Below are 21831 nucleotides of genomic sequence, written 5' to 3' on the forward strand. Positions count from 1 at the left end.
AGAAGTGCGCAATAATCTGCACAGACAATGCCTGAATGGATGCCGGATGAACCGTAACGATCTCCGCCGAGTAGACCTGAATCTTCTGATCGTGTTCGAAACGTTGATGCATGAGCGAAGCGTTACCCGCGCAGCCGAGAAACTGTTTCTCGGCCAGCCGGCGATCAGCGCATCGCTGTCACGCCTGCGCGGCCTGTTCGACGATCCGCTGTTTGTGCGCACCGGCAGAAGCATGGAACCCACTCCGCGTGCGCAGGAAATTTTCAGCCTGCTATCTCCCGCGCTCGACTACATTTCCACGGCTGTGAGCCGCGCGTCTGAATTCGACCCAACCACCAGCACGGCGGTGTTTCGCATCGGCCTGTCGGATGACGTGGAGTTCGGCCTGCTGCCACCGCTGATTAAACGTTTGCGCGCCGAAGCGCCGGGCGTGGTGCTGGTCGTACGGCGCACCAACTACCTGTTAATGCCCGGCATGCTGTCATCCGGCGAAATATCGGTGGGGGTTTGCTACACAGAAGACTTGCCCGCCAACGCCAAGCGCAAAGTGGTGCGCCGCAGCCTGCCTAAACTGCTGCGCGCCGACAGTGTGCCGGGGCCGTTGTCGCTCGACGACTATTGCGCGCGGCCACACGCACTGGTTTCATTTGCTGGCGACCTCAGCGGCTTTATTGATGAGGAGCTGGCAAAACTCGACCGCAAACGCCGGGTTGTTCTGGCAGTGCCGCAGTTCAATGCGCTTGGCCCGCTGCTAAGTGGCACCGATATTGTCGCCAGCGTACCGGATTACACCGCAGCGGCACTTACGGCGGCTGGAGGCCTGCGCACGGAACCGCTGCCATTTGAGAGTAAAACATTCGAATTACACATGGCCTGGCGCGGTGCACAGGACAACGATCCCGCCGAACGCTGGCTGCGCTCACGAATTCAGATGTTTGTTGGCGATCCGGACAGCCTGTAAAGCGCACCATCAAGGTGCGCAACTTAATAAACTATTACGCCTTCGCCCTACTATTGGTCGGTGACAATATTGGGTATCTCATAATCATTTTCAACGATAGTAAGTTTCGCGCCGTTCGATTCGTTCAAGACCGCAGCCCGCCGCAAAATCCGCCCATTCAATAAACCCACGGGCGGGGATCATCATGGAACAGCCAAACACCAAGATCTGGCATCTTCCACTTGCAGTGCTTGCAGCAGTCGTACTCAGTGCATGCGGAAAAACCGAACAAACCTCACAACAGCAGCACGCCGCTAAAGTCAGCGTTGCTGAAGTTATCGAACAACCAATCAACGAATGGGATGAGTTCACCGGCCGCCTTGAAGCGCCTGAGTCGGTCGAAATTCGCCCGCGTGTTTCCGGCTTTATCGACAAGGTCGCCTTCGCCGAAGGCAGCTTGGTAAAGAAAGGCGACCTGCTCTTTCAAATCGATCCGCGCCCCTTCAATGCAGAGGTCAAACGCCTCGAAGCCCAGCTCAATCAGGCTCGCTCTGCGTATGCCCGTACGCGCAGCGAAGCACAGCGCGGCGAGCGTTTGCGCAAGAGCAATGCAATTTCCGCCGAACTGGCAGACGCCAGAACCAGCAGCGCCCAAGAAGCACAGGCCAATGTTGCCGGTATTCAGGCTGAGCTGGATAACGCGCGTCTCAACCTGAGCTTTACCCGCGTTATTTCACCGATTGACGGGCGCGTTAGCCGCGCGGAAATCACCGCCGGCAATCTGGTGACGGCCAGCGAGTCGCTGCTCACCTCGGTAGTCTCGACCGACAAGGTTTACGCCTATTTCGATGCCGACGAGCAGACGTTCCTCAAGTACGTGGATCTGGCGCAAAAGGCCGGTAAGAACACACGCGACGCCAGCCCGGTGTATCTGGGCCTGTCCAATGAAAGCGACTTCCCACACCTCGGCAAACTGGACTTTCTGGATAACCAGGTCAATCCGCAAACCGGCACCATTCGCGGTCGCGCCGTGTTCGACAACAGCCAGGGCGAATACACACCGGGCCTGTACGCACGCCTGAAGCTGGTGGGCAGCAATACCTATTCGGCGATGCTGATTCAGGACGAGGCCGTCGGCACCGATCTGGGCAAGAAGTTCGTGCTGGTGCTCGCGGATGACAACACCGTGAATTACCGCGCCATCGAATTGGGCCCCAAGGTCGAAGGCCTGCGCGTTGTGCGCAGCGGTCTGGCCAAAGGCGACAAGATTGTCGTCAACGGCTTGCAGCATGCCATGCCTGGCTCAACGGTAGACCCGCAGAAAGTCGCCATGGCCGATGAAGAAACACTGGCCAGCCTTGCCCGTATTCGTCAGCAAGTGGACTCGACCGTAAACACGGCCGAAGGCATCGCAGAGCGCCCTGCTCAACCCAACGCAGCACCTCGCGGTTAAGAGTAGAGACCCATGAATTTTTCTCAGTTCTTTATCAAACGGCCCATTTTCGCAGCGGTTCTGTCGATGCTGATCTTGATAGCCGGTGCAATATCCCTGTTTCAACTACCTATCAGCGAATACCCGGAAGTCGTTCCGCCAACGGTTGTGGTGCGCACCAGCTTCCCCGGCGCCAACCCCAAAGTAATCGGCGAAACCGTCGCCTCACCGCTGGAACAGGCGATTGTTGGCGTTGAAGGCATGCTTTATATGTCGTCACAGGCCACCTCGGATGGCGCGCTGACGCTAACCGTGACCTTCGCTCTCGGCACCGACCTCGACAACGCCCAGGTTCAGGTGCAAAACCGCGTAACGCGAACCATGCCAACCTTGCCAACCGAGGTGCAGCGCCTGGGTGTGACGGTCGATAAAGCCTCGCCCGACCTGACCATGGTGGTGCACCTGACATCCCCGGATAACCGTTACGACATGCTGTACCTGTCGAACTACGCCGCGCTAAACGTCAAAGACGAGCTGGCGCGCCTCGACGGTGTCGGTGATGTACAGCTGTTTGGTCTGGGCAACTATTCGCTTCGTGTGTGGCTCGACCCGAACAAGGTGGCCTCGCGCAACCTCACGGCGACCGATGTGGTCAACGCGATACGCGAGCAGAACCGTCAGGTTGCCGCCGGCTCATTGGGTGCGCCGCCAACCTCGAGCGACAACAGTTTTCAGTTGTCTATCAACACACAGGGCCGGCTGGTCTCTGAGGAAGAGTTTGAGAACATCATTATTCGCGCCGGCGAAAACGGTGAGATCACCCGCCTCAAGGACATCGCCCGGGTAGAACTGGGCTCCAGCAAATACGCTTTGCGCTCGTTGCTGAACAACAAGCCTGCTGTCGCGATTCCGGTGTTTCAGCGCCCCGGCTCCAACGCCATCGAAATTTCGGACTCAGTGCGCGAGCGCATGGCCGAGCTGAAAAAGAGCTTCCCGCAGGGCGTCGACTACGAAATTGTTTACGACCCGACCATCTTCGTTCGCGGCTCCATTGAAGCTGTGGTGCACACCTTGCTGGAAGCACTGGTGCTGGTGGTATTGGTAGTTATTCTGTTCCTGCAAACCTGGCGCGCCTCGATCATTCCGCTGGCAGCTGTGCCGGTGTCGTTGATCGGTACGTTCGCGGTCATGCATTTAATGGGGTTCTCACTCAACGCGCTTTCACTATTTGGCCTGGTACTGGCGATCGGTATCGTGGTGGATGACGCCATCGTCGTGGTGGAAAACGTCGAGCGCAATATTGGCCTGGGCAAATCCCCGGTCGAAGCCACCAAACAGGCGATGAAGGAAGTCACCGGGCCAATTGTTGCCACGGCATTAGTGCTCTGCGCAGTGTTTGTGCCCACGGCTTTTATCTCCGGGCTTACCGGCCAGTTCTACCAACAGTTTGCCTTGACCATTGCCATCTCGACGGTGATTTCGGCATTCAACTCGCTGACGCTCTCACCCGCACTGGCAGCGGTACTGCTGAAAAGCCACGATGCGCCCAAGGACCGCTTTTCGCGCGGGCTTGAGCGGGTCTTTGGCGGCTGGTTGTTCATCCCGTTCAACCGTATGTTCGAGCGCGCCAGCCATGGTTACGTTGGCACTGTGACCCGTGTACTGCGCAGTAGCAGCATTGCCATGCTGACCTACGGCGGCTTGATGATTTTGACCTATTTCGGTTTCGCCACCACGCCCACCGGCTTCGTTCCGCCGCAGGACAAGCAATACCTGGTCGCCTTTGCCCAACTGCCGGATGCCGCCAGCCTTGATCGCACCGAAGATGTGATCAAACGCATGTCGCAAATTGCCAGTGAGCATCCAGGTGTGGAAAACACCGTGGCGTTCCCGGGCCTGTCGATCAACGGCTTTACCAACAGCCCGAACAGCGGAATCGTGTTCACCCCGCTGAAACCATTCGATGAACGCAAAGACCCGAGCCTCTCGGCCAGCGCGATTGCTGCCGACCTTAACGCCAAGTTTGCCGATATTCAGGATGCCTACATCGCGATCTTCCCACCGCCGCCGGTACAGGGCTTGGGTACGATTGGCGGTTTCCGCGTGCAGGTGCAAGACCGTGGCGGCCTCGGCTACGACGAGCTGTACAAGCAGGTTCAGAACGTTATTGCCAAGAGCCACGACTACCCGGAGCTGGCAGGTCTGTTCACCAGTTATCAGGTGAATGTGCCGCAGATCGATGCCGATATCGACCGCGACAAAGCCAAGACTCACGGCGTGGCGATCAGCGATATCTTCGACACCATGCAGGTGTATCTCGGCTCGCTGTACGCCAATGACTTCAACCGTTTTGGCCGCACCTATCAGGTTAACGTGCAGGCGGATCAGAAGTTTCGTGTCGACGCCGACCAGATTGGTCAGCTGAAAGTGCGCAACAACCGTGGCGAAATGGTGCCGCTCTCGACCTTTATCAAGGTCAGTGACAGCGCAGGGCCGGATCGGGTCATGCATTACAACGGTTTCATCACCGCTGAAATCAACGGCGGCGCAGCACCCGGCTATAGCTCGGGGCAAGCGCAGGCGGCGATGGAGCGCTTGCTGGCTGAGCAACTGCCAAACGGCATGAGCTACGAATGGACCGAACTGACCTATCAGCAGATCTTGGCGGGCAATACGGCGCTGTTTGTTTTCCCACTCTGTGTGTTGCTGGCGTTTCTGGTGCTGGCCGCTCAGTACGAAAGCTGGAGCTTGCCGCTGGCGGTGATCCTGATTGTACCGATGACCCTGCTTTCGGCGATTACCGGGGTGATTCTGGCGGGTGGCGACAACAACATCTTCACCCAGATCGGGCTAATCGTATTGGTCGGTCTGGCCTGTAAGAACGCGATTCTGATTGTTGAGTTCGCCAAGGAGAAACAGGAAGAAGGCATGGACCGCGTCAGCGCGGTACTCGAAGCCTGCCGCCTGCGTCTGCGGCCGATTCTGATGACCAGCTTTGCCTTCATCATGGGCGTTGTACCGCTGGTAATCAGCTCCGGAGCCGGTGCCGAAATGCGCCATGCAATGGGTGTCGCGGTGTTCAGCGGCATGCTCGGTGTGACCTTCTTCGGTCTGCTGCTCACGCCCGTGTTCTATGTATTGCTGCGCGGCTTTGTCGAAAAACGCGAAGCCAGGCGCGCGCTGCGCTTGCAGGAGGTGCAGGCATGAAACTGAAATTATTCGCCCCCGCGCTGCTCGCGCTGGCAGTCTCGGCCTGCGCCGTCGGTCCGGACTTCAAGCAACCGGAAAATAGCCCGGCGCAGCTCTCGCAGATAGCGGCGGGTCGTTATGACCAGCAGCGCTTTGAAACGCTGTGGTGGCAGCAGTTTGAAGACCCGACACTGAATCAGCTGGTTGCGCAGTCGTTGCAAAGCAACCGTGAACTGCGCGTGGCCTTCTCCCGGCTGCAAGCCGCGCGGGCAATTCGCGATGACGTGGCCAATGACCGCCTGCCGACCATTACCAGCCGTGCCAGCAGCGACATTGGCAAGGCGCAACAACCCGACATCAGCGAAGACAGAGTGAAGACCGAGCGCTACGACCTTGGTCTGGACATGGTCTGGGAACTGGACTTGTTCGGTCGTATCCAGCGCCAACTGGAAGCCAGCGATGCACAGATAGAAGTCGCCGAAGCGGATTACTATCAACTGCAGGTGAGCCTGATCGCTGAACTGGTCGATGCGTATGGCAGCTTGCGCGGGGCGCAGTTACGCGAGCATATCGCCCGCGAAAACCTGAAGAACCAGCAAGAGTCACGCGGCATCACCGAACTGCTGCGCGACGCGGGTGTGGGCAGTGAACTCGATGTGCTGCGCGCCGATGCACGGCTGGCAGCGGTTGAGGCCAGCGTGCCGCAATTACAGGCCGAGCAGGTGCGTGCGCGAAACCGCATTGCCACCCTACTCGGCCAGCGCGCCGACCAGATGAGTATTGATCTGACGCCGCAGCCAATCCCGGCAATCGCCAAGGCATTGCCCATTGGCGACCCGGCCGAACTGCTGCGCCGCCGGCCGGATATTCGCTCAGCCGAACAGAGCCTTGCCGCGGCAACCGCCAATGTTGGCGTTGCCACCGCAGATCTGTTCCCACGGGTCAGCCTCAGCGGTTTCCTTGGTTTCACCGCAGGCCGTGGCTCGCAAATCGGCGCATCGGCAGCACGTGCCTGGGCGGTTTCGCCGACCATCAGTTGGGCAGCGTTTGATCTGGGCAGCGTCCGGGCCAGGATTCGCAGCGCCGATGCGCAGGCGCAAGGTGCATTGGCGCAGTACGAGCAACAGGTATTACTGGCATTGGAGGAATCGGAAAACGCTTTTAGCGACTACGCCAAACGCCAGCAGCGCCTGCTCGCACTAATTCGCCAATCCGAAGCCAGCCGCGCCGCAGCCGAACAAGCTGGCGTGCGTTATCGTGAAGGCACGGTGGATTTCCTGGTATTGCTCGATGCAGAGCGCGAACGGCTGGCGGCGGAAGACTCTCAGGCGCAAGCCGAAGTCGAGTTGTATAGCGGTATCGTTGCCATCTACAAAACCCTCGGTGGCGGCTGGCAGCCAAACAGCTGATCGCCACGCCTCACGAGAAAACCCTGCAAGCCCCGCCCGGTAAGGGTGGGGCTTTTTTAGGCCATACGATTAATACCGGCCGAAAACGCGGGCATTAAGCCAACAGCAAGGCCGAGAGCAAAAACGGTAAGCCCAGCAGCGGCAATAGCGTCGCCAAGCGCGGGCGATATGGCATCAACAACACCAGCGCCAAGCCTGCCAAACTCACCTGCCCCATCCAGCCAACCGGGCCTTGAGCCCAGCCCCAACTGGCGATACAGGCCGCGAAACCCAGTGCCAGCAGCAGCCAGCCGCACACACGAAACGTGCGGCACCAGGTTACGCTCGGCTCACGCTGCCAGACACTTTTGAAGTGGCGCTTGAGGCCCAAGCACAACGCGACCATGCCGGCATACACCAGCAACAGACCGGCAAAAAACTCAATCAGCATTCAGTAATTCCTGAGAAACGTTACGCGACTGACGCCGCGGTGCCGGCGCTGGCTTTTTCTGGCCAATGCGCCAGGCCGCAAAGGCGAACAAGGCGCCGCACGCCACTGTGGATAATTCAAGGTAGGCACGAATTGGCTCGGCCCACGGCCGAGTCATCGTCGCCAGGCTGAGCAATGGCATACACACACATAAGGCAGCCGCACAGACCAATTGCTCGCGCCAGGCTTGCGTGCGTTCACGGCAACAGGCATGCAGCAGGCTCAGTGCCCAGCAGGCAAAGAACACCCGCACTTCCCAAGCACCGCGCTGACTCAGCTCGGCTGGCAGCAGGCGGTTGCCCCAAAGATACGCCGCACAGGCAATGCTCAAGCCGGCAATTACGCTGATGTTCAGGCGTTCGGCAAGATGGTACAGCTGCGCCGCGATTGGCCCTTCCGCCTCGGGCCGACGCCGGCGTTTTACCGTGAACAGCACGAGCCCGGTGGCAATCATCGCGCAACTGGCCATGCCGCAAATAAAGTACAGCCAGCGCATCGGGTAGCCGCCGAACTGGGCGAAGTGCAAGCCCGACAGCACGCGCTGGGTCAGTTGTGCCCAGCGGCTTTGCTCCGGCATTTTCAACACTTCGCCGCTGACGCCAGCAAAGGTCATGGACAGACCTTTCGACAGCTCGATCCGATTGCCCAGCACCGGGCGCATCTCAATGCGTGCATCACTGCGCCCCGGATGGCTGATGGACACACTGCGCACCTCACCCAGAGCCTGCTCCGCTTGCAGCAACAACGGTTGCAACGGGGTCAGCGCAACCAGTTCTCCAGATCCTTCGCCACGACCCTCATTTTGACTGCGCCCATTGCGTGCTCCCTGAGCCGCCTGCTGCTCAGTCTTGGCCGGCTGACCAGGGCCAAACGCGGCCTCGCGATCGCCATCGAACAAGGCATCAACCGCTGCCGGCATATAGATCAACGAGAAGATCACCAAGCCGGTGTAGGTAATCATCAGGTGAAACGGCAGCACCAGCACGCCGGTTGCATTGTGCGCATCAAGCCAAGAGCGTTGGCCTTTGTTGGGCCGAAAGGTGAAGAATTCCTTGAAGAATTTCTTATGGATAATCAGGCTGCTGAACAGCGCCACCAGCATGCCGACAGCGGCCAGACCGACCAGCCAGATACCAATGTTGCGCGGCATATGCAGAGTGAAGTGGAACAGGAAGAAGAACCGGCCGCCGGCAGTCTCGCGAATATCAATCGGCTCGCCGGTATTAGGGTCGAGATACTGACGAGGAGCATTGCGCCGCCGCTCGCCGGTAGACACGCTGAGTACCGGCGAGCGCGCGGTCGGCAGGCTGATATCCCAGGCACTCTCGGCGCCGTGATGACGCTGCAGATAGCTGATTGCATGCTCGGCAGCCTGAGCTTGGTCGACGTGACTGACCGGGGCCTCGGGCTGCATCCAGACGTCAATTTCCTTATCAAAGACAGCCAGAGTGCCGGTCAGGAAAATCGCGAACAACAGCCAGCCGAAGATCAGCCCGCCCCATGTATGCAGCCAGGACATGGACTGCGTGAGGGATGATGGTTTCATGCCACCGCCCTCAAAAACTGTGGCCAGAACCCGATGAGCAATAAGGGCAAAGCAAGCCCGGCACTGGCCCAGACCATTCGCGGGCGCGGGCACGCGAAAGCCCAGAGGATCGTCAGTGGATAAATCACAAAGGCTGGCAACGTCGCGACCACCAGTGCATCGCGCGGCTCAAGTGGCAGCATCTGCGCAATGGCCGCAGTAAAGGCGTAGGTGTAGAGGTAGCCGCCAAACAGCGCCGCGATGATGCGCGACACAGTGGCCCAGCTAAATGAGCGGGAGGGTTTCATGGAGCACCTTGTTCAGTCGCGAACTGCATCGCTAATGGAATCGACGCTGCGAACATCGGGCCATGCCCAAGCCCCTTCAGCGTTTGGTAATCAACCTCAATGTGCGGATAAGCCGCGAGCCGGGCGACCATTTTTGCCAGCGCATCAGTGCCGACTGCGCGCATGGCCTGCGCCCGTGCGGCGGGCATTTCCCGGCCCTTGCCAGCGCGCCCTTCTTGCTCGCCCTGCAGGATCATGACGCGAGCACGCGCCTTGAGCGGCAGCTGCTTTTCGACCTGTAAAAGCAAGCCCGATTGCCACCACAACGACGGGCTGACCGCCACGTATCGCTGGAAAGCATCCGGGCGTACAAACAGGCAGTTGAGAACAAAAACGCCACCGTATGAATGCCCCCAGAGTGTTTGCTGCTGCCGGTCTACCCGATGCCTGGCATTAACCTGTGGTTTGATCCGGGTTTCGATAAGCTCAAGAAACTGGCTGGCACCGCCGGCCATTCGGCCCTGCGACGATTCATCGGCAAAAGGCTCGCCGGTAAGGGGTGACGGGGTGTAATCGAAGGTTCGCGCCAGCGGTTCTATGCGCAACTCGGTGTCGTAGCCAATCATTACCAGTAACGGTGGATTCTCAGCCTCGGCCAGCCACGACTCCTGCAACGACGCCAGCGCAGCATTGCCGTCGAGCATGTACATCACCGGATAGCCTGCCGCCGGTGCTGGCTGTTTTGGCACCGCCAGATAAACCCGGTAATGGCGCTGGTTGTCGGCTGCAGCCAGATCAAATCGCTCGAAACTGTAACTCTCGGAGCCACTTCGCGCCAAGGTATTGCCCATGGTTTGGCTGAGGTCGGGCTTGGCCAGAACTGGCCCAGCCAGCATCGCCATAAACAGCAATATCAACGCTTTCATCGCGTATCCCTCCGCCTGCGCTCGGCGAGTTTTTGTGTCCCGCTCAATTGGCAATCCTCGAACGTGTACAGGTGCTGGTATTAGTTGAAGGCCGAAACCAAAGTGCTCCATCAGGGCGAACCTGATGGAGCGAAGTCCCGTCGCTAAACGGGCAAAGGAGCCGGGGTATCAGAAGTTGGCGGTCACCGAGGCAAAGTAGGAACGACCCGGTTCGTTGTAAGTGTTAGCCCCTTCGCCGCCGGAGTTGGCTTCGCGGTACAGGCGCTTGTCGAACAGGTTGTTAATACCGGTCGCGAAGCTCCAGGTGTCATCCAGCTGGAAGTTGCCGGTGAGGCCAAAGATGCTGTAACTGCCGCGTGTGCGCAGCTCATCACCCGTAGCCGCATCACCTCTGGAGGTGAGGTTGCGGGGTTCCTGCTTGCCGTAATGGCTCATGTTCAGAGACAGGTCCAGACGCTCCGAAACGGTCCAGTCGAGCATCGAGTTAATGGTGTACTCGGGAATAACCGACAAGGGTTCATTGGTTTCCTTGTTGTTGTTCTCGATCATGTAGGTGAAGTTGTTGTTCCAGCTGAGGACGTCGCCCTCATCACCGAGCAACGGGATATTCAGATTACCTTCCCAGCCTGCAACAACTGCCTTGGGTGCGTTTTCCCACTGGAACACGCGGCCATTGCTGGTGGTCGTGGCGACCGGATCAAGACCTGCCGTGATCTTGTTCTTGTAGTCGTTATGGAAGTAGGTGATGCCGGCGTTCCAGCCTGCATCATCGAACACCACGCCAATCTCTTTGTTGAGGCTGGTTTCGGCGTCGAGGTTATCGCTGCCCTGCACATAACAACCGCTGCCCAGGCTCGGATAGTCCACCGGGCAGCCATTGCCGCGGGTGTAATAGAGATAGTTGGGGTTGGACTGGTACAGGTTTGGCGCTTTGAACGCCCGTGCCGCCCCGCCTTTTACGGTAAAGGTATCGGTGATTTTGTACGATGTGTTGAGGCTCGGGCTCCAGTTGCTGCCGAACTGACTGTGATGATCGAAACGTAGCCCCGGCGTGAGAATCCAGCGCTCAGTCAACTCGATGTTGTCTTCGGCAAACACGGCATAGTTGTCCGCATCCGACTTGCCCGAACGGGTACCCGTTTCAGCACCCGGCACATCGCCGCCATTGCCAGTGCTTTGGGTCATTGAGTAGGGATCATTCAACTCGTCACGGGTCAGTTCGGTGCCGAGTGTCAGCACCTGGCTCGCCCAGACTTCCAGTGGCAAATTCACCTCGCCTGCCAATCGATACGCTTTAAGCTCGGACGTCGACATGTCATCAGCAGTGGTAATACTGCCTTCCGGGCCACCGGCCAAGCCCTCATTGAGGCGGCGATTGCGGGTGTTCTCATACGAGGCAACCACTTGCGAGGTGCCGAAATCCCAGTCGCCGCGGTGGGTCAGCGAGGCGGACTGGCGGTACATGATATTGGTTTCCTTGCCATCACCCGCCAACTCGTTCAGCAGGTCTGTGCCATTGGTACTGACAGCCCGGTCGCCGGCGTAGATATTGCCCTGACGGCTATAACCGCCCTCCAGTTCGAGGGTTTGCTGCGGGTCGAGATCCCAGCGCAGCAGGCCGTCTATATCCTTGTTGCGCACCCCTTCACGCCCTGCTGGCGGTGTGGCGGTCGGCGAAGCTGCGAACTCGCCGTTGAGCGACAAGTCGTCGGCATCGGTCTTGTTGAAGTTACCGTAAACCCGGTACGACAACGCCTCGACCAGCGGGCCGGCCATGTTGAAGTTGATGCGCTTGGTGGTGCCTTCTGCATCGTCTTCGGGCAGGTTGGCATAGGCTGTGACCGAGCCACTGTGCTTATGCGTTGGGGCTTTGGTGATGATGTTAATCACACCACCGGCCGCGCCCGAGCCGTAACGTGCTGCCGCCGGGCCGCGCAAAACTTCAATACGCTCGACCGCCTGCGCCGGAACCCAGTTGGTATCGCCGCGGGTATTGCGCTCACCGCTGCGGCCCATGCGCACCGAGTTGCGTGAACTCACAGGCTTGCCATCAATCAGGATCAGTGTGTTTTCAGGGCCCATGCCGCGCAGGTCGATCTGGCGGTTGTTGCCGTACTGGCCGGTGGCGCTGTTGCCGGTCAGGTTGACGCCTGGCATCTTGCGGATGATGTCGGAGAGGTCATTGACCGGCGGCTGCTTTTTGATGTCTTCAGCCGTGATAATCGATACGCCCGGCGCCTGCTTGAGTTCTTCCTCTGCAGTCCCCAGTACATATGTATCTTGCAGCTGCACGGTATTGGCGTCGGCCTCTGCGCCGAACGATACCTGCGGTGCACTGATAGCGAGGAATGCCAGGGTCAGGTGGTTGAAGGTAAATCGGGGCTGCATCAACTCTCTCCTTGAATGCGTTTTTAGCGCAACAAGAGAGCCTGATGGCGGCTCCTCTCTGCGCCAGCGGCAGTGATGATATATATTCTCACTTGAGAATAAAGATCATTTACAAACTATACAGTTTGCAAACGCACACACAGCCGCAGCCCCTGCCCGGTATTTTCCGCCCAAATTGAAGCGTCCTGCAGCTTCAACGCCCCTTTAGCGATGGCCAATCCGAGCCCGTATCCCTCACCGCCAGGGCGCGCGGCACTGAGCCGGGTGAAGGGTCGGAAGATGTTCTCAAGTTCCGACTCAGCGACGCCGCCGCCCTGATCCTCAATTTGCAGCAGCCAGGTATCCGCCTCCCGTTTACCGCTGAGCGTCACGATACCGCCAGCCGGTGAATGTCGAATCGCATTGCGCAGAATATTTTCCAGCGCCTGCGCCAGGCTGTTCAGATGGCCCAGCACACGACAGCCATCCGGCAGGTCGCAACGCAACTGCTCTGGTTGCCAGCCGCTTTCGAAGCAGGCGTCTTCACACAGCACACTCCACAACGCGCCAATGTCGATTGGCTCAAGTGCGAGCCGCGGCTGCTCGGTGTCCAGCCAGGCCAATTCCAGCGTTGCGTCAACCAGTTGCTGCATCGACTGCACTTCGCGATCCACGCGCTGGCGCAAGGCTTCCAGCTCGGTCTGCGATTCGCTGGCGACCCGCAAACGTGACAACGGCGTGCGCAACTCATGGGACACGTCGCGCAGCAGCTGACGCTGAAAAGCAATGGTCTTTTGCAGGCGCTCGGCCATGTGGTCAAACGCGCGCCCCAGGTCACCCAACTCATCCCGACGCTGGCTGACACGCGGGCTAACCCGTGTGGCCAATTGATCGCCACGCAGCGCATTGGCTTGATCACGCAGATGCCCAAGCGGGGAAATCAACAACCGGTAAATAAACAGGCACAGCAGCAACGCCAATACACCTGGCGCCACACCATGCAGCAGAATTTGGGTCGACCAGGTAAACCCTTCGGGCAAAAACCGCTGCGGCAACTGCATCACCAACTGGCCCTGCTGCGGCGCGTGCACAAAGGGCATGCCGATATACAGCTGGCCACGGGCGCGCTTGCTCATCGGATTATCCAGGCCACGCACACGGCGCAAGCGAACGTAGTCTTCAGCATCCAGCTTGTGGCGGGTCAAGCTGCGCCATTTATTGTCCACCACCACCAGCCAAACACCCGGCTCGCGTTTGGCCATCCGCTCCAGCCAGTGCTCGACACCGTCCGAGCCGCCTTGCAGCCAGGCCCGCTCAGCCTGGCGGGCATAGGCGTGCATCTGGCGCTTGGCCATCGGCTCCAGAAACGAGCGACTCTGTTCGACTTTACCGGCCCAATACCAGGCGCCCCAGGCGATCAAAATGCACACGCCCAACTGCAATGCAGCCAAGCGCCAGAACAATGGATAGGTGCGGGCCATGCTTAATCATCGCCGGACTGGAAGGCATATCCTCTGCCCCAAACCGTCTCGATGCGCCCACCCGCGTAACCAATAGCCGACAGTTTGCGGCGTACATGGCTGATGTGCATATCCAGCACGCGGTCGTGCCGCGAGTATGCCCGGTGCAGAATCTGCTGATACAACAGCGCCTTGCTCAGCACCTCTCCCGGATGCTGCACCAGCAACTCCAGAATGCGAAATTCCGTCTGGGTCAGCTGCGCCCATTTGCCTTCGTGGCAAACATCGTTGCGCTCTGCGTCGAGCGCGAACGCCGAGATATTCTGATTGGCCGCAACGAAGCCGCGCTCAAACGCAACACGGCGCATGATCGCGGCGATGCGCACCTCAAGTTCGGCCATGGTGAAGGGCTTTGGCAGATAGTCATCAGCACCCTGAGTGAAGCCGGCAATTCGGTCCTGCTCGGCACCCAGCGCCGACATCAGGATGACCGGTACGCTGCTGTGGTCGCGCAATTGCGCCAACACATTAAGGCCGTCCAGCCCCGGCAACAGTACATCCAGCAGCACCAGATCGAACGTCTCGGCTTTGCCGTGGGCTAAGCCCGACAGGCCATCGCGCTGCAAGGTTACCGAGAAACCGCGACTCTGCAGGTGCTGCTCAAGATGAGCCGCTAGCACCGGATCGTCCTCGATCGCCAGAATGTGGGAGCTACATGCACGCATAGGAATTTTCGACAAACGCAAATAATAAGCAGTCGCAATAATGCCAAAAAGCCATCCATATTCCTAGTTTGATCTGCGCGACGCACCCTCAATGAGGCTGCGAACCAGAGCGGGCGCGGGCCTTAGCGCTGTGAAAGTGGACTTTTAACTTAAAGTTGTCGGCAAAACTGTAGATATAGAGGGTATGAAGCGATGACTTAAGAGTCATTGCCAGCACTGCGTTTATGAGCACGCCCGCGAAACTTCATTCAAGTAGCGCCACAACTTCAGTGCTCATCAATCGTTCTGCCCAACACTTCTGCCTTGCGACGGTGATCAAGATGTTCAATAAGCACTACAAACAGCAAATCGAGGTGCTAACCGAGAAGCTATCGTCACTGGAACAGGTGCGTGAAAGCCTTGACCAGGAAATGCTCGCGCTCACACTCGACGCGCAAGGCCGGATTGTTCAGATCAACCGTAATTTTCAGGAAGAGATGGCCCATCACAGCGACAAGCTTACCGGCCGCCTGCTGACAGAACTTGTGCCAACCCATGCGCAGAGCACCGAACATTTCGTGCGCATGAAAAATGCCATCCGCGAGGGCGCGCACTGGGCGGGCGCCTTGCAGATTGTTCGCGGCGACGGCGAAGAGGCGTGGTTACGCGCGATTGTTCAGCCCGTTCACGACAGCCAGGGCAATATTCTGCATTGCTCGGTGTATGCCAGCGACCTCACGCGCACGATTGAAACCTCGCGCGAACACGAAAATCTGATTGAAGCGCTACAGCGCTCGACGGCCGTTATCGAATTCAATCTCAATGGCGAAGTACTCACTGCCAACGACCGTTTCCTGCAGTCGATGGGCTATACGCTTGAGCAAATCAAAGGCAAGCATCACCGCCAGTTCTGCGAGCACGAAGAACACAGCTCTGTTGAGTATCAACACTTCTGGGACAAACTGCGCCGTGGTGAATTCATCGCCGACCGCTTCAAGCGCGTCGACAGCCACGGCCGGGTCGTTTGGCTCGAAGCCTCTTACAACCCGATTTATGATGCCCATGACCGCCTCTACAAAGTGGTCAAATTCGCCACCGTAATCACCGATCAGGTAGACCGCGAAAATGCCGTCGCCGAAGCCGCCGAGATTGCCTACAGCACCTCGCAGCAAACCGACGCCACCGCGAAGCGCGGCAGTTCAGTGGTGCAGGAAACGGTCGAGGTCATGCGCCAACTGGCCGTGCAGATGGAGGCGGCGGTAGAAGGCATTGCGGCGCTCGACAAGCAGTCGCAAGTGATTGGCACGATCATCAAAAGCATCAGCAGCATCGCCGATCAAACCAACTTGCTCGCCCTCAACGCTGCCATCGAAGCCGCCCGCGCGGGTGAGCAAGGTCGCGGGTTCGCGGTGGTAGCCGACGAGGTACGACAATTGGCCTCACGCACCAGCGCCGCGACCGAAGAAATCGTCAGCGTAGTGCTGAAAAACCAGAAACTCGCCGAAGAGGCCGTGCAGGTGATCGAGCACGGCAAACGCCAAACCCAACAAGGCCTGGAACTCTCCGCACAAGCCGGCGCGGTTATCGTCGAGATTCAGGACGGCGCGCAAAAGGTGGTGAGTGCGGTGGGTCAGTTTGCCAATCAGCTGGCAACCTGAACGACTGCGGGAGAGCACCGGTGAAGATGCTCTCCCGCTCATTTGCCGCTGTAACGCGAGGTTAGTCTTGCGCCTTTAATACGCTCTCGATCGGCTCTGGCGTGAACAGGGGTTTACGCATCACCAGCTTGATCCAAACCACAGCGATTACCGCCACCAGCCCGAGCACCACACCGGCGCTGCTGAATATCTGCGCAGTCAGTTCCGGTGCTGGCGATGCGTGCCACATGGCGAAGAGCATGCCGCCGATGCCGAACAACTGCGGCAATGGGTAAAACGGCGTGCGGAATGGGCGCTTCATGTGCGGGTAGCGATAGCGCAACACCATCACATCGACGTGCACAATGATGTAGGCCAACAGCCAGGCCAGCGCAGCGGCGATCAGCAGCAGATTGATCGAATCAACGCCCATCAACAGCACCGGCAAGCCGGTAATCGCCGCAATGAACAAAACCGACACCCAAGGAGCGCCCGTGCGTTTGCTGACCCGTTTGAAGCACGGGAAGGCCTGACCATTCTGCGCCATGCCGCTGAGCATCCGCGGAATGGCCGCCAGCGAAGTATTGAGCGTGCTGCAGGTGGCAGTCACGGCAGCTGTCACCAGCAACACCTGACCGGTTTTGCCAAATACCGCGGTGGCGAACAGGTAATGCGGCAAGCCGTTACTGGCGAGTTCTTCCTGGGGCACCATCAACAGCGCGCCCAGGCAATACAGGGCAATGGTGATAAAGATGACGCTGAGGCCAAGGATCATCGAACGCGGAATATTGCGCTCCGGACGACGCGACTCCTCTACCAGCGGGCAGACAAACTCGACGCCGACAAAACCCCAGATCGCCAGCGCGGTAAGCGCGACCACGCCAAGGCCCAGTGGATTCCAACCGTCCATCTGCAAGCTGCTCAGCGGCGAAGCGCTTTCACTGCCAACAGCGCTGAAACCGAGCACCAGCAAAACCACAACCATCACCAACGCCAGCACCGACTGCAGGCGGGCGAAAATATCGATGTTGAACAGATTGAGAATGGTGAATATAGCCAGCACCCCAAACGCCACACTCATCGAGGGCAACGCATGCGGATAGACCTTCTCGACAATAAGGTCGAGCAGCAGTAACTCGGCGGATAAGGCAAACATGGCCACCACGATATAGCCCGAGAACGTCGCCAGCATTGCCGGGAATTGGCCAATGGCAACTTCTGTATAGGTACTCAAGCTCCCGGCCCGCGGGATCATCAACGCCAGCTCCGAGAATGAGAAGGCGTAACTCAGCGCCAGCAGGTAGGCGAGTGTCAGCGGTACGATAAAGCCCAGCCCGGCGATACCGACGCCTTGCAGCATGATGACCATTACACCTTGCGACACCACCAGGCCGATGGCGACGGCCAGCAAGGCGCCCAGACCGAGGGATTTTCGCGCCAGCCTGGCCTGAGCTCCGGCAGTGGCAGTGGGCAGCGGCACGCTTATATCTTGCGACATTCTGTTGTCCTCTTTTGTTGTTGTAAGGATCTTTGCCAATGGTTAACGCAGCCGGGCGCCTGAACGCTCAGCAAGGGGTCCAAAATTGGGTTGTAGAGAGGTTGTGTCAGTTAACGGCCGCGCTGCCGCTATCGGCCCCAGCCATAAGGATTCATCTAGGCATCGGTTTGCAGCCAGTCAGCGAGGCGCGCGAGCATTGCGTCGCAGCCATCGAGTTGATCCTGAGTTATGAACTCATCGGGTTTATGGCCTTGGTCCATGCTGCCCGGCCCGCAGACCACCGTGGGAATTCCAGCCTGATTGAACAGACCGCCCTCGGTACCAAACGCCACCGTGCCAAAATCGCGACATTGGCTGATCAGCGCCAGCAACTGCGCCACTTCGCTGTGCGGCTCGGTAGCTAACCCGGGATAAGCGGACAGCGGCTCAAAAGCAATCGAGGTGTCGTTGTGGCGCGCACGCATGGTTGGCAACAACTGGCCTTCGGCGTAATCCGCCAGTTGATCGACCACCTGCTGCGCATCGAAGTCGGGCAAGGCACGGATTTCGAAGTCGAACTGACACTCTGCCGGGACGATATTCAGCGCCCTGCCCCCGGCGATCACGCCGGTTTGCACGGTTGAGTAAGGCGGATCAAAACGCGTGTCATGCAAGGCTGGCTGCGCCAACTGCCCGCCAATATCACCGAGTTTGCCGATCAGCTTTGCAGCATATTCAATTGCGTTGACGCCTTGCGGGGCGTAAGCCGAATGACACGCAGCGCCCTGCACATGGCACCTCATGGCCAGTTTGCCCTTATGCCCGAGCACCGGTTTCAGCTCGGTTGGCTCACCGATAATGCAGGCCACAGGCTTATGCGGGCGCTGCTCCAGTGTCGCCAATAGCGAACGCACGCCCAGACAACCGACTTCCTCGTCATACGAGAACGCCAAATGCACCGGCATGCGCAGCGGCTGCGCCAGAAAACGCGGCACTGCTGCCAGCACCGAGGCGATATAGCCCTTCATATCGGCAGCGCCACGGCCATACAGCTTGCCTTCGCGCTCGGTCAGTTTGAACGGCTCAACCGTCCACGCCTGCCCCGCCACTGGGACCACATCGGTATGACCGGAAAGCACCACGCCGCCGCGATCAGCCGGGCCAATTGTGGCAAACAGATTGGCTTTGCTTCGCTCGGCATTGAAGTCCAGCTCACACGAAACGCCCAGCCCTTGCAGGTAGTCTTGGATGAACTCGATAAGGGCGAGATTGGACTCCCGGCTTACCGTATTGAACGAAATCAGCCTGGCCAGTAAATCACGGCTGCAGAGCATCAAATCAACTCCTTGAGCTTACGCTGAGGCAAACGCCGGGCTGGCAATATTGCGCAGCACGGCGTCGCGCGGATTATTGATCGCCGGGTACGCCGTAGCTCGGCGCGGCAGTCGGGTCGAGAGCGCGGGTCAGGTAATCCTGCATTTGCGGGCGATAAGCCTGCCACAACCGATCCAGTTGGCCGATCGGGTCAACATCTGCCCAGTCCACGCGCAGATCCACAATCGGCCACGTAAACTCACCAACAACAGACATCGCCGCCGAATGCACCGGCCCTGCTTCACCGCCAGCCGCTACCGCTGCGTGCATGGCAGCCAGCAAACGCTCGGGCAAACTGCCTTCGGCCTGCTCGAATGCCGTCACCATCGCGCTGATAACCTCTGGCGCGGCGAGCAGATTACCGGCCGCCACACAGTGCTGGCCGGCAACTGCATTGTGCGTGCCCAACGCCTCGGAGCCGGTGTACAGAGCAGTACGCCCCTGACTGTCAACAACCCCGACCTGGCGATATTGGCTCCAGCCATTACTGCCCAGCGCTTTGTCCAGCGCGGCGTCTGGCGAATGCCCTGCATCAAGCAGATCCAGCACCTGCGGGCCGAGCGATGGCAGGGTGATGTTCTGCGTCGCTACAGCACCCACGCCGGCGCGCAACCACGGGCAGCGTGCGCCCACGGCGATGCTGGATGAGCTGATGGCGATACCCAGCTGACCGGTTTCTGCGCAGTGCCCTACGATGGAAAATGTCATGAAGTGCTCCTTATCAAGCGTCCGCTTGCCAGTCGTCCGGGATGACGGCAATGACGTCGATTTCCATCAACCACTGCGGCTGACCGAGTGCGCTCACAACCAGGCCGGTGGAGATCGGGAACACGCCTTTGAGCCACTTGCCGACTTCCTGATACACCGGCTCGCGATAACGCGGGTCGATCAGGTAAGTGGTGGTTTTGACGATGTGGCTGAGGTCGCTGCCTGACTCTTCGAGCAGTTGCTTGACGTTCTTCATCGCCTGCGCCGTTTGCGCCTGCGCGTCACCCAAGCCGACCAGACGGCCTTCAAAATCGGTACCGACCTGGCCACGTACATACACCGTGTTGCCGGCACGCACGGCCTGACACAGGTCATTATCGAGATTCTGGTTGGGATAGGTTTCTTTCGTGTTGAACATCCGAATGCGCGTATGTGTAGGCATCAGCTAACTCCCATGAGACTAAGTTTTTCAACCGGCGCGTGCTCATCCGCAGCGCGTTGCGAAGCATCGCGGTATTCGGCGTATTTACGTTGCGTGGCGATGTGATCAGCAATGTGCTTGGCATCGTGCCAAACGCCCCAGATAAACGTGGAGCCACGGCGTGAAAGCCAAGGCAGACCGACAAAGTAGACGCCGGGCTCGCTGGACACGCCGCGCTGATGCTGCGGTTTGCCGTTGGCGTCGAAGGCATTCACTTGCAGCCAGCTGAAATCGACCGAGTATCCGGTCGCCCAGATCACCGAAGTCACACCCGCCTCAGCCAGATCCAACTCACGCAGCGGATTAGTGATGCATTCGGAATCCGGGAACACGCGGCGCGCCTCCGGCTCTTCGGGTAAGTCGAGACCATTGCGGGCGATATAGGCGTCCGCCGCATCGAGCAGCGACAGGTAGTTTTCATCACCGCGAGCGAGGTTGTCGGCGAGGTCTTGCTGGAAGCTGACCTTGCCATCGCTGAAAGCTTTGGTCAGGCCTACCAACGTAATGCCTTCGCTGGCCAAACGGCGAAAATCAACAGTATGGCCGCCACGCGCGCCACTCACGGCAATGGTTACGTGTTCCTTGCCCGGCTGCGCCGCTTCGGCATCCCACTCGCCCAGAACACCCAACCACCAGCAGAAATCGCGGTTGCGGTAAGCCCGTGGCGGACGGTCATGGGCGCCAACTGAGAGATAAACCTGCTTGCCGGCACGGCGCAGTTCATCGGCGATCTGCACGCCCGAAGAGCCAGCGCCGACCACCAGCACAGCCCCCTCAGGCAACTGCTGCGGGTTGCGGTAATGCGCCGAGTGAATCTGCATCAGCGTCTCGTCTTTAGGCGCAATCGGCGGGATCACCGGACGCTGGAACGGGCCGGTTGCCGACACCACGCGGTTGGCCTTGATTACGCCTTGCGATGTTTCGACGGTAAACCCTGGCCGATCAGCGTTGCGAACCACGCGCTTAACTTCTACGCCAGTGCGGATCGGCGCTTTGAATTTGTTGGCGTAGGCTTCGAAATAGGCCGCTACGCGGTCCTTGGAGGCGAAGGCGTCTGGCGACAGGTCATCGAATTCCATGCCCGGAAAGCGGTCGTGCCACGCCGGCCCATTGGCCACCAGCGAATCCCAACGCCCTGTGCGCCAGCCCTCGGCGATGCGATTACGCTCAAGTACCAGATGCGGCACACCGAGTTTGCTCAGGTGCTCACTCATGGCCACACCAGCCTGACCAGCGCCAACAATAAGCGTGTCTATTTCCATTTGATCGAGTGTCATGTCTGCGCACTTCTGCAAGGCGGTTTGGTTCAGGTCGGTCATGGCTGCCTCCTCTGACTCTGAAATTTGTTGTTCTTGGTTTACGGCAATTCGTAAGGTGTTGGCCGCATTGTGTTCGGAGGCAGGGATTTGCGAAATTATGATTTTTGTAGTCGCTGGCGAGGAAAAA

16 protein-coding genes and 2 pseudogenes are annotated in these 21831 nt (G+C 59.0%); 6 read left to right on the plus strand and 12 right to left on the minus strand.

All coding sequences use genetic code 11. The features are described 5' to 3' along the window. Window positions 1-46: 46 nt before the first annotated feature. The 4 genes from BM395_RS03230 to BM395_RS03245 all read left to right on the plus strand — a co-directional run bounded on the left by BM395_RS03230 (window position 47) and on the right by BM395_RS03245 (window position 6970). Complete coding sequence (locus BM395_RS03230; protein WP_090508868.1) at window positions 47-961, plus strand: LysR family transcriptional regulator; 915 nt, start codon at window positions 47-49, stop codon at window positions 959-961. Between the two features lie 184 nt (window positions 962-1145). Then, window positions 1146-2393 (plus strand): multidrug efflux RND transporter periplasmic adaptor subunit MexE, encoded by a 1248-nt coding sequence (mexE, locus tag BM395_RS03235; RefSeq protein ID WP_069899439.1) that lies wholly within the window; start codon window positions 1146-1148, stop codon window positions 2391-2393. Between the two features lie 12 nt (window positions 2394-2405). Next, window positions 2406-5579 carry an efflux RND transporter permease subunit gene (locus BM395_RS03240; RefSeq protein ID WP_090508869.1) on the plus strand — a complete coding sequence of 1058 codons (3174 nt, stop codon included), beginning with the start codon at window positions 2406-2408 and terminating at the stop codon, window positions 5577-5579. Continuing rightward, window positions 5576-6970 carry an efflux transporter outer membrane subunit gene (locus BM395_RS03245; protein ID WP_090508870.1) on the plus strand — a complete coding sequence of 465 codons (1395 nt, stop codon included), beginning with the start codon at window positions 5576-5578 and terminating at the stop codon, window positions 6968-6970. The genes BM395_RS03240 and BM395_RS03245 overlap by 4 nt, the downstream gene beginning before the upstream one ends. Window positions 6971-7064: 94 nt before the next feature. On the opposite strand, the gene BM395_RS03250 is transcribed toward BM395_RS03245, so the two are convergent. The 7 genes from BM395_RS03250 to BM395_RS03280 form a co-directional block, all read right to left on the minus strand. Then, the gene (locus tag BM395_RS03250) at window positions 7065-7400 is read right to left on the minus strand and encodes a DUF3325 domain-containing protein (RefSeq protein ID WP_090508871.1); all 336 of its coding nucleotides are present in this window, start codon (window positions 7398-7400) and stop codon (window positions 7065-7067) included. Beyond that, window positions 7390-8985 (minus strand): PepSY-associated TM helix domain-containing protein, encoded by a 1596-nt coding sequence (locus BM395_RS03255; RefSeq protein WP_090508872.1) that lies wholly within the window; start codon window positions 8983-8985, stop codon window positions 7390-7392. The genes BM395_RS03250 and BM395_RS03255 overlap by 11 nt, the downstream gene beginning before the upstream one ends. Further along, complete coding sequence (locus BM395_RS03260; RefSeq protein ID WP_090508873.1) at window positions 8982-9272, minus strand: iron transporter; 291 nt, start codon at window positions 9270-9272, stop codon at window positions 8982-8984. The genes BM395_RS03255 and BM395_RS03260 overlap by 4 nt, the downstream gene beginning before the upstream one ends. After that, window positions 9269-10177 (minus strand): alpha/beta hydrolase, encoded by a 909-nt coding sequence (locus BM395_RS03265; protein WP_090508874.1) that lies wholly within the window; start codon window positions 10175-10177, stop codon window positions 9269-9271. Before BM395_RS03265 ends, BM395_RS03260 begins: the two co-directional genes overlap by 4 nt. A gap of 168 nt (window positions 10178-10345) precedes the next feature. Next, complete coding sequence (locus BM395_RS03270) at window positions 10346-12565, minus strand: TonB-dependent siderophore receptor (RefSeq protein ID WP_090508875.1); 2220 nt, start codon at window positions 12563-12565, stop codon at window positions 10346-10348. A 116-nt stretch (window positions 12566-12681) separates the two neighbouring features. Beyond that, entirely contained in the window at window positions 12682-14025 is a 1344-nt protein-coding gene (locus BM395_RS03275; RefSeq protein ID WP_090508876.1) for a HAMP domain-containing sensor histidine kinase, read from the minus strand. A 2-nt stretch (window positions 14026-14027) separates the two neighbouring features. Continuing rightward, window positions 14028-14729 (minus strand): response regulator transcription factor, encoded by a 702-nt coding sequence (locus BM395_RS03280; RefSeq protein WP_090508877.1) that lies wholly within the window; start codon window positions 14727-14729, stop codon window positions 14028-14030. Window positions 14730-15139: 410 nt separating this feature from the next. Here BM395_RS03280 and BM395_RS23800 point away from each other — a divergent pair. Together BM395_RS23800 and BM395_RS23805 are read left to right on the plus strand one after the other, a co-directional pair. Beyond that, window positions 15140-15826: pseudogene (locus BM395_RS23800) on the plus strand (PAS domain-containing protein); the annotation flags it as partial. 105 nt (window positions 15827-15931) lie between these two features. Continuing rightward, window positions 15932-16366 (plus strand): annotated as a pseudogene (locus BM395_RS23805) (methyl-accepting chemotaxis protein); the annotation flags it as partial. A gap of 61 nt (window positions 16367-16427) precedes the next feature. Here BM395_RS23805 and BM395_RS03290 read toward each other — a convergent pair. The 5 genes from BM395_RS03290 to BM395_RS03310 all read right to left on the minus strand — a co-directional run bounded on the left by BM395_RS03290 (window position 16428) and on the right by BM395_RS03310 (window position 21704). After that, the gene (locus BM395_RS03290) at window positions 16428-17843 is read right to left on the minus strand and encodes an APC family permease (protein ID WP_090508879.1); all 1416 of its coding nucleotides are present in this window, start codon (window positions 17841-17843) and stop codon (window positions 16428-16430) included. 155 nt (window positions 17844-17998) lie between these two features. Continuing rightward, window positions 17999-19156 (minus strand): acetylornithine deacetylase, encoded by a 1158-nt coding sequence (argE, locus tag BM395_RS03295; RefSeq protein WP_090508880.1) that lies wholly within the window; start codon window positions 19154-19156, stop codon window positions 17999-18001. Window positions 19157-19229: 73 nt separating this feature from the next. Next, a complete protein-coding gene (locus BM395_RS03300) occupies window positions 19230-19904 on the minus strand; it encodes a DUF1028 domain-containing protein (protein WP_090508881.1) in 675 nt (224 codons plus the stop codon). A gap of 13 nt (window positions 19905-19917) precedes the next feature. Continuing rightward, window positions 19918-20346 carry a RidA family protein gene (locus tag BM395_RS03305; protein WP_090508882.1) on the minus strand — a complete coding sequence of 143 codons (429 nt, stop codon included), beginning with the start codon at window positions 20344-20346 and terminating at the stop codon, window positions 19918-19920. Then, a complete protein-coding gene (locus BM395_RS03310; RefSeq protein WP_090508883.1) occupies window positions 20346-21704 on the minus strand; it encodes a flavin-containing monooxygenase in 1359 nt (452 codons plus the stop codon). Before BM395_RS03310 ends, BM395_RS03305 begins: the two co-directional genes overlap by 1 nt. Between the last annotated feature and the right edge of the window lie 127 nt (window positions 21705-21831).

Source organism: Pseudomonas marincola, from assembly GCF_900116605.1.
Taxonomy (GTDB): Bacteria; Pseudomonadota; Gammaproteobacteria; order Pseudomonadales; family Pseudomonadaceae; genus Aquipseudomonas; species Aquipseudomonas marincola.

Coding starts and splice junctions, on each gene's coding strand:
- BM395_RS03245 (WP_090508870.1), top strand. CDS start 5,576: ATGAAACTGAAATTATTCGCCCCCGCGCTGCTCGCGCTGGCAGTCTCG.
- BM395_RS03290 (WP_090508879.1), bottom strand. CDS start 17,843: ATGTCGCAAGATATAAGCGTGCCGCTGCCCACTGCCACTGCCGGAGCT.
- argE (WP_090508880.1), bottom strand. CDS start 19,156: ATGCTCTGCAGCCGTGATTTACTGGCCAGGCTGATTTCGTTCAATACG.
- BM395_RS03305 (WP_090508882.1), bottom strand. CDS start 20,346: ATGCCTACACATACGCGCATTCGGATGTTCAACACGAAAGAAACCTAT.
- BM395_RS03275 (WP_090508876.1), bottom strand. CDS start 14,025: ATGGCCCGCACCTATCCATTGTTCTGGCGCTTGGCTGCATTGCAGTTG.
- BM395_RS03250 (WP_090508871.1), bottom strand. CDS start 7,400: ATGCTGATTGAGTTTTTTGCCGGTCTGTTGCTGGTGTATGCCGGCATG.
- BM395_RS03270 (WP_090508875.1), bottom strand. CDS start 12,565: ATGCAGCCCCGATTTACCTTCAACCACCTGACCCTGGCATTCCTCGCT.
- BM395_RS03255 (WP_090508872.1), bottom strand. CDS start 8,985: ATGAAACCATCATCCCTCACGCAGTCCATGTCCTGGCTGCATACATGG.
- BM395_RS03240 (WP_090508869.1), top strand. CDS start 2,406: ATGAATTTTTCTCAGTTCTTTATCAAACGGCCCATTTTCGCAGCGGTT.
- BM395_RS03260 (WP_090508873.1), bottom strand. CDS start 9,272: ATGAAACCCTCCCGCTCATTTAGCTGGGCCACTGTGTCGCGCATCATC.
- BM395_RS03280 (WP_090508877.1), bottom strand. CDS start 14,729: ATGCGTGCATGTAGCTCCCACATTCTGGCGATCGAGGACGATCCGGTG.
- BM395_RS03300 (WP_090508881.1), bottom strand. CDS start 19,904: ATGACATTTTCCATCGTAGGGCACTGCGCAGAAACCGGTCAGCTGGGT.
- BM395_RS03230 (WP_090508868.1), top strand. CDS start 47: ATGAACCGTAACGATCTCCGCCGAGTAGACCTGAATCTTCTGATCGTG.
- BM395_RS03265 (WP_090508874.1), bottom strand. CDS start 10,177: ATGAAAGCGTTGATATTGCTGTTTATGGCGATGCTGGCTGGGCCAGTT.
- BM395_RS03310 (WP_090508883.1), bottom strand. CDS start 21,704: ATGACCGACCTGAACCAAACCGCCTTGCAGAAGTGCGCAGACATGACA.
- mexE (WP_069899439.1), top strand. CDS start 1,146: ATGGAACAGCCAAACACCAAGATCTGGCATCTTCCACTTGCAGTGCTT.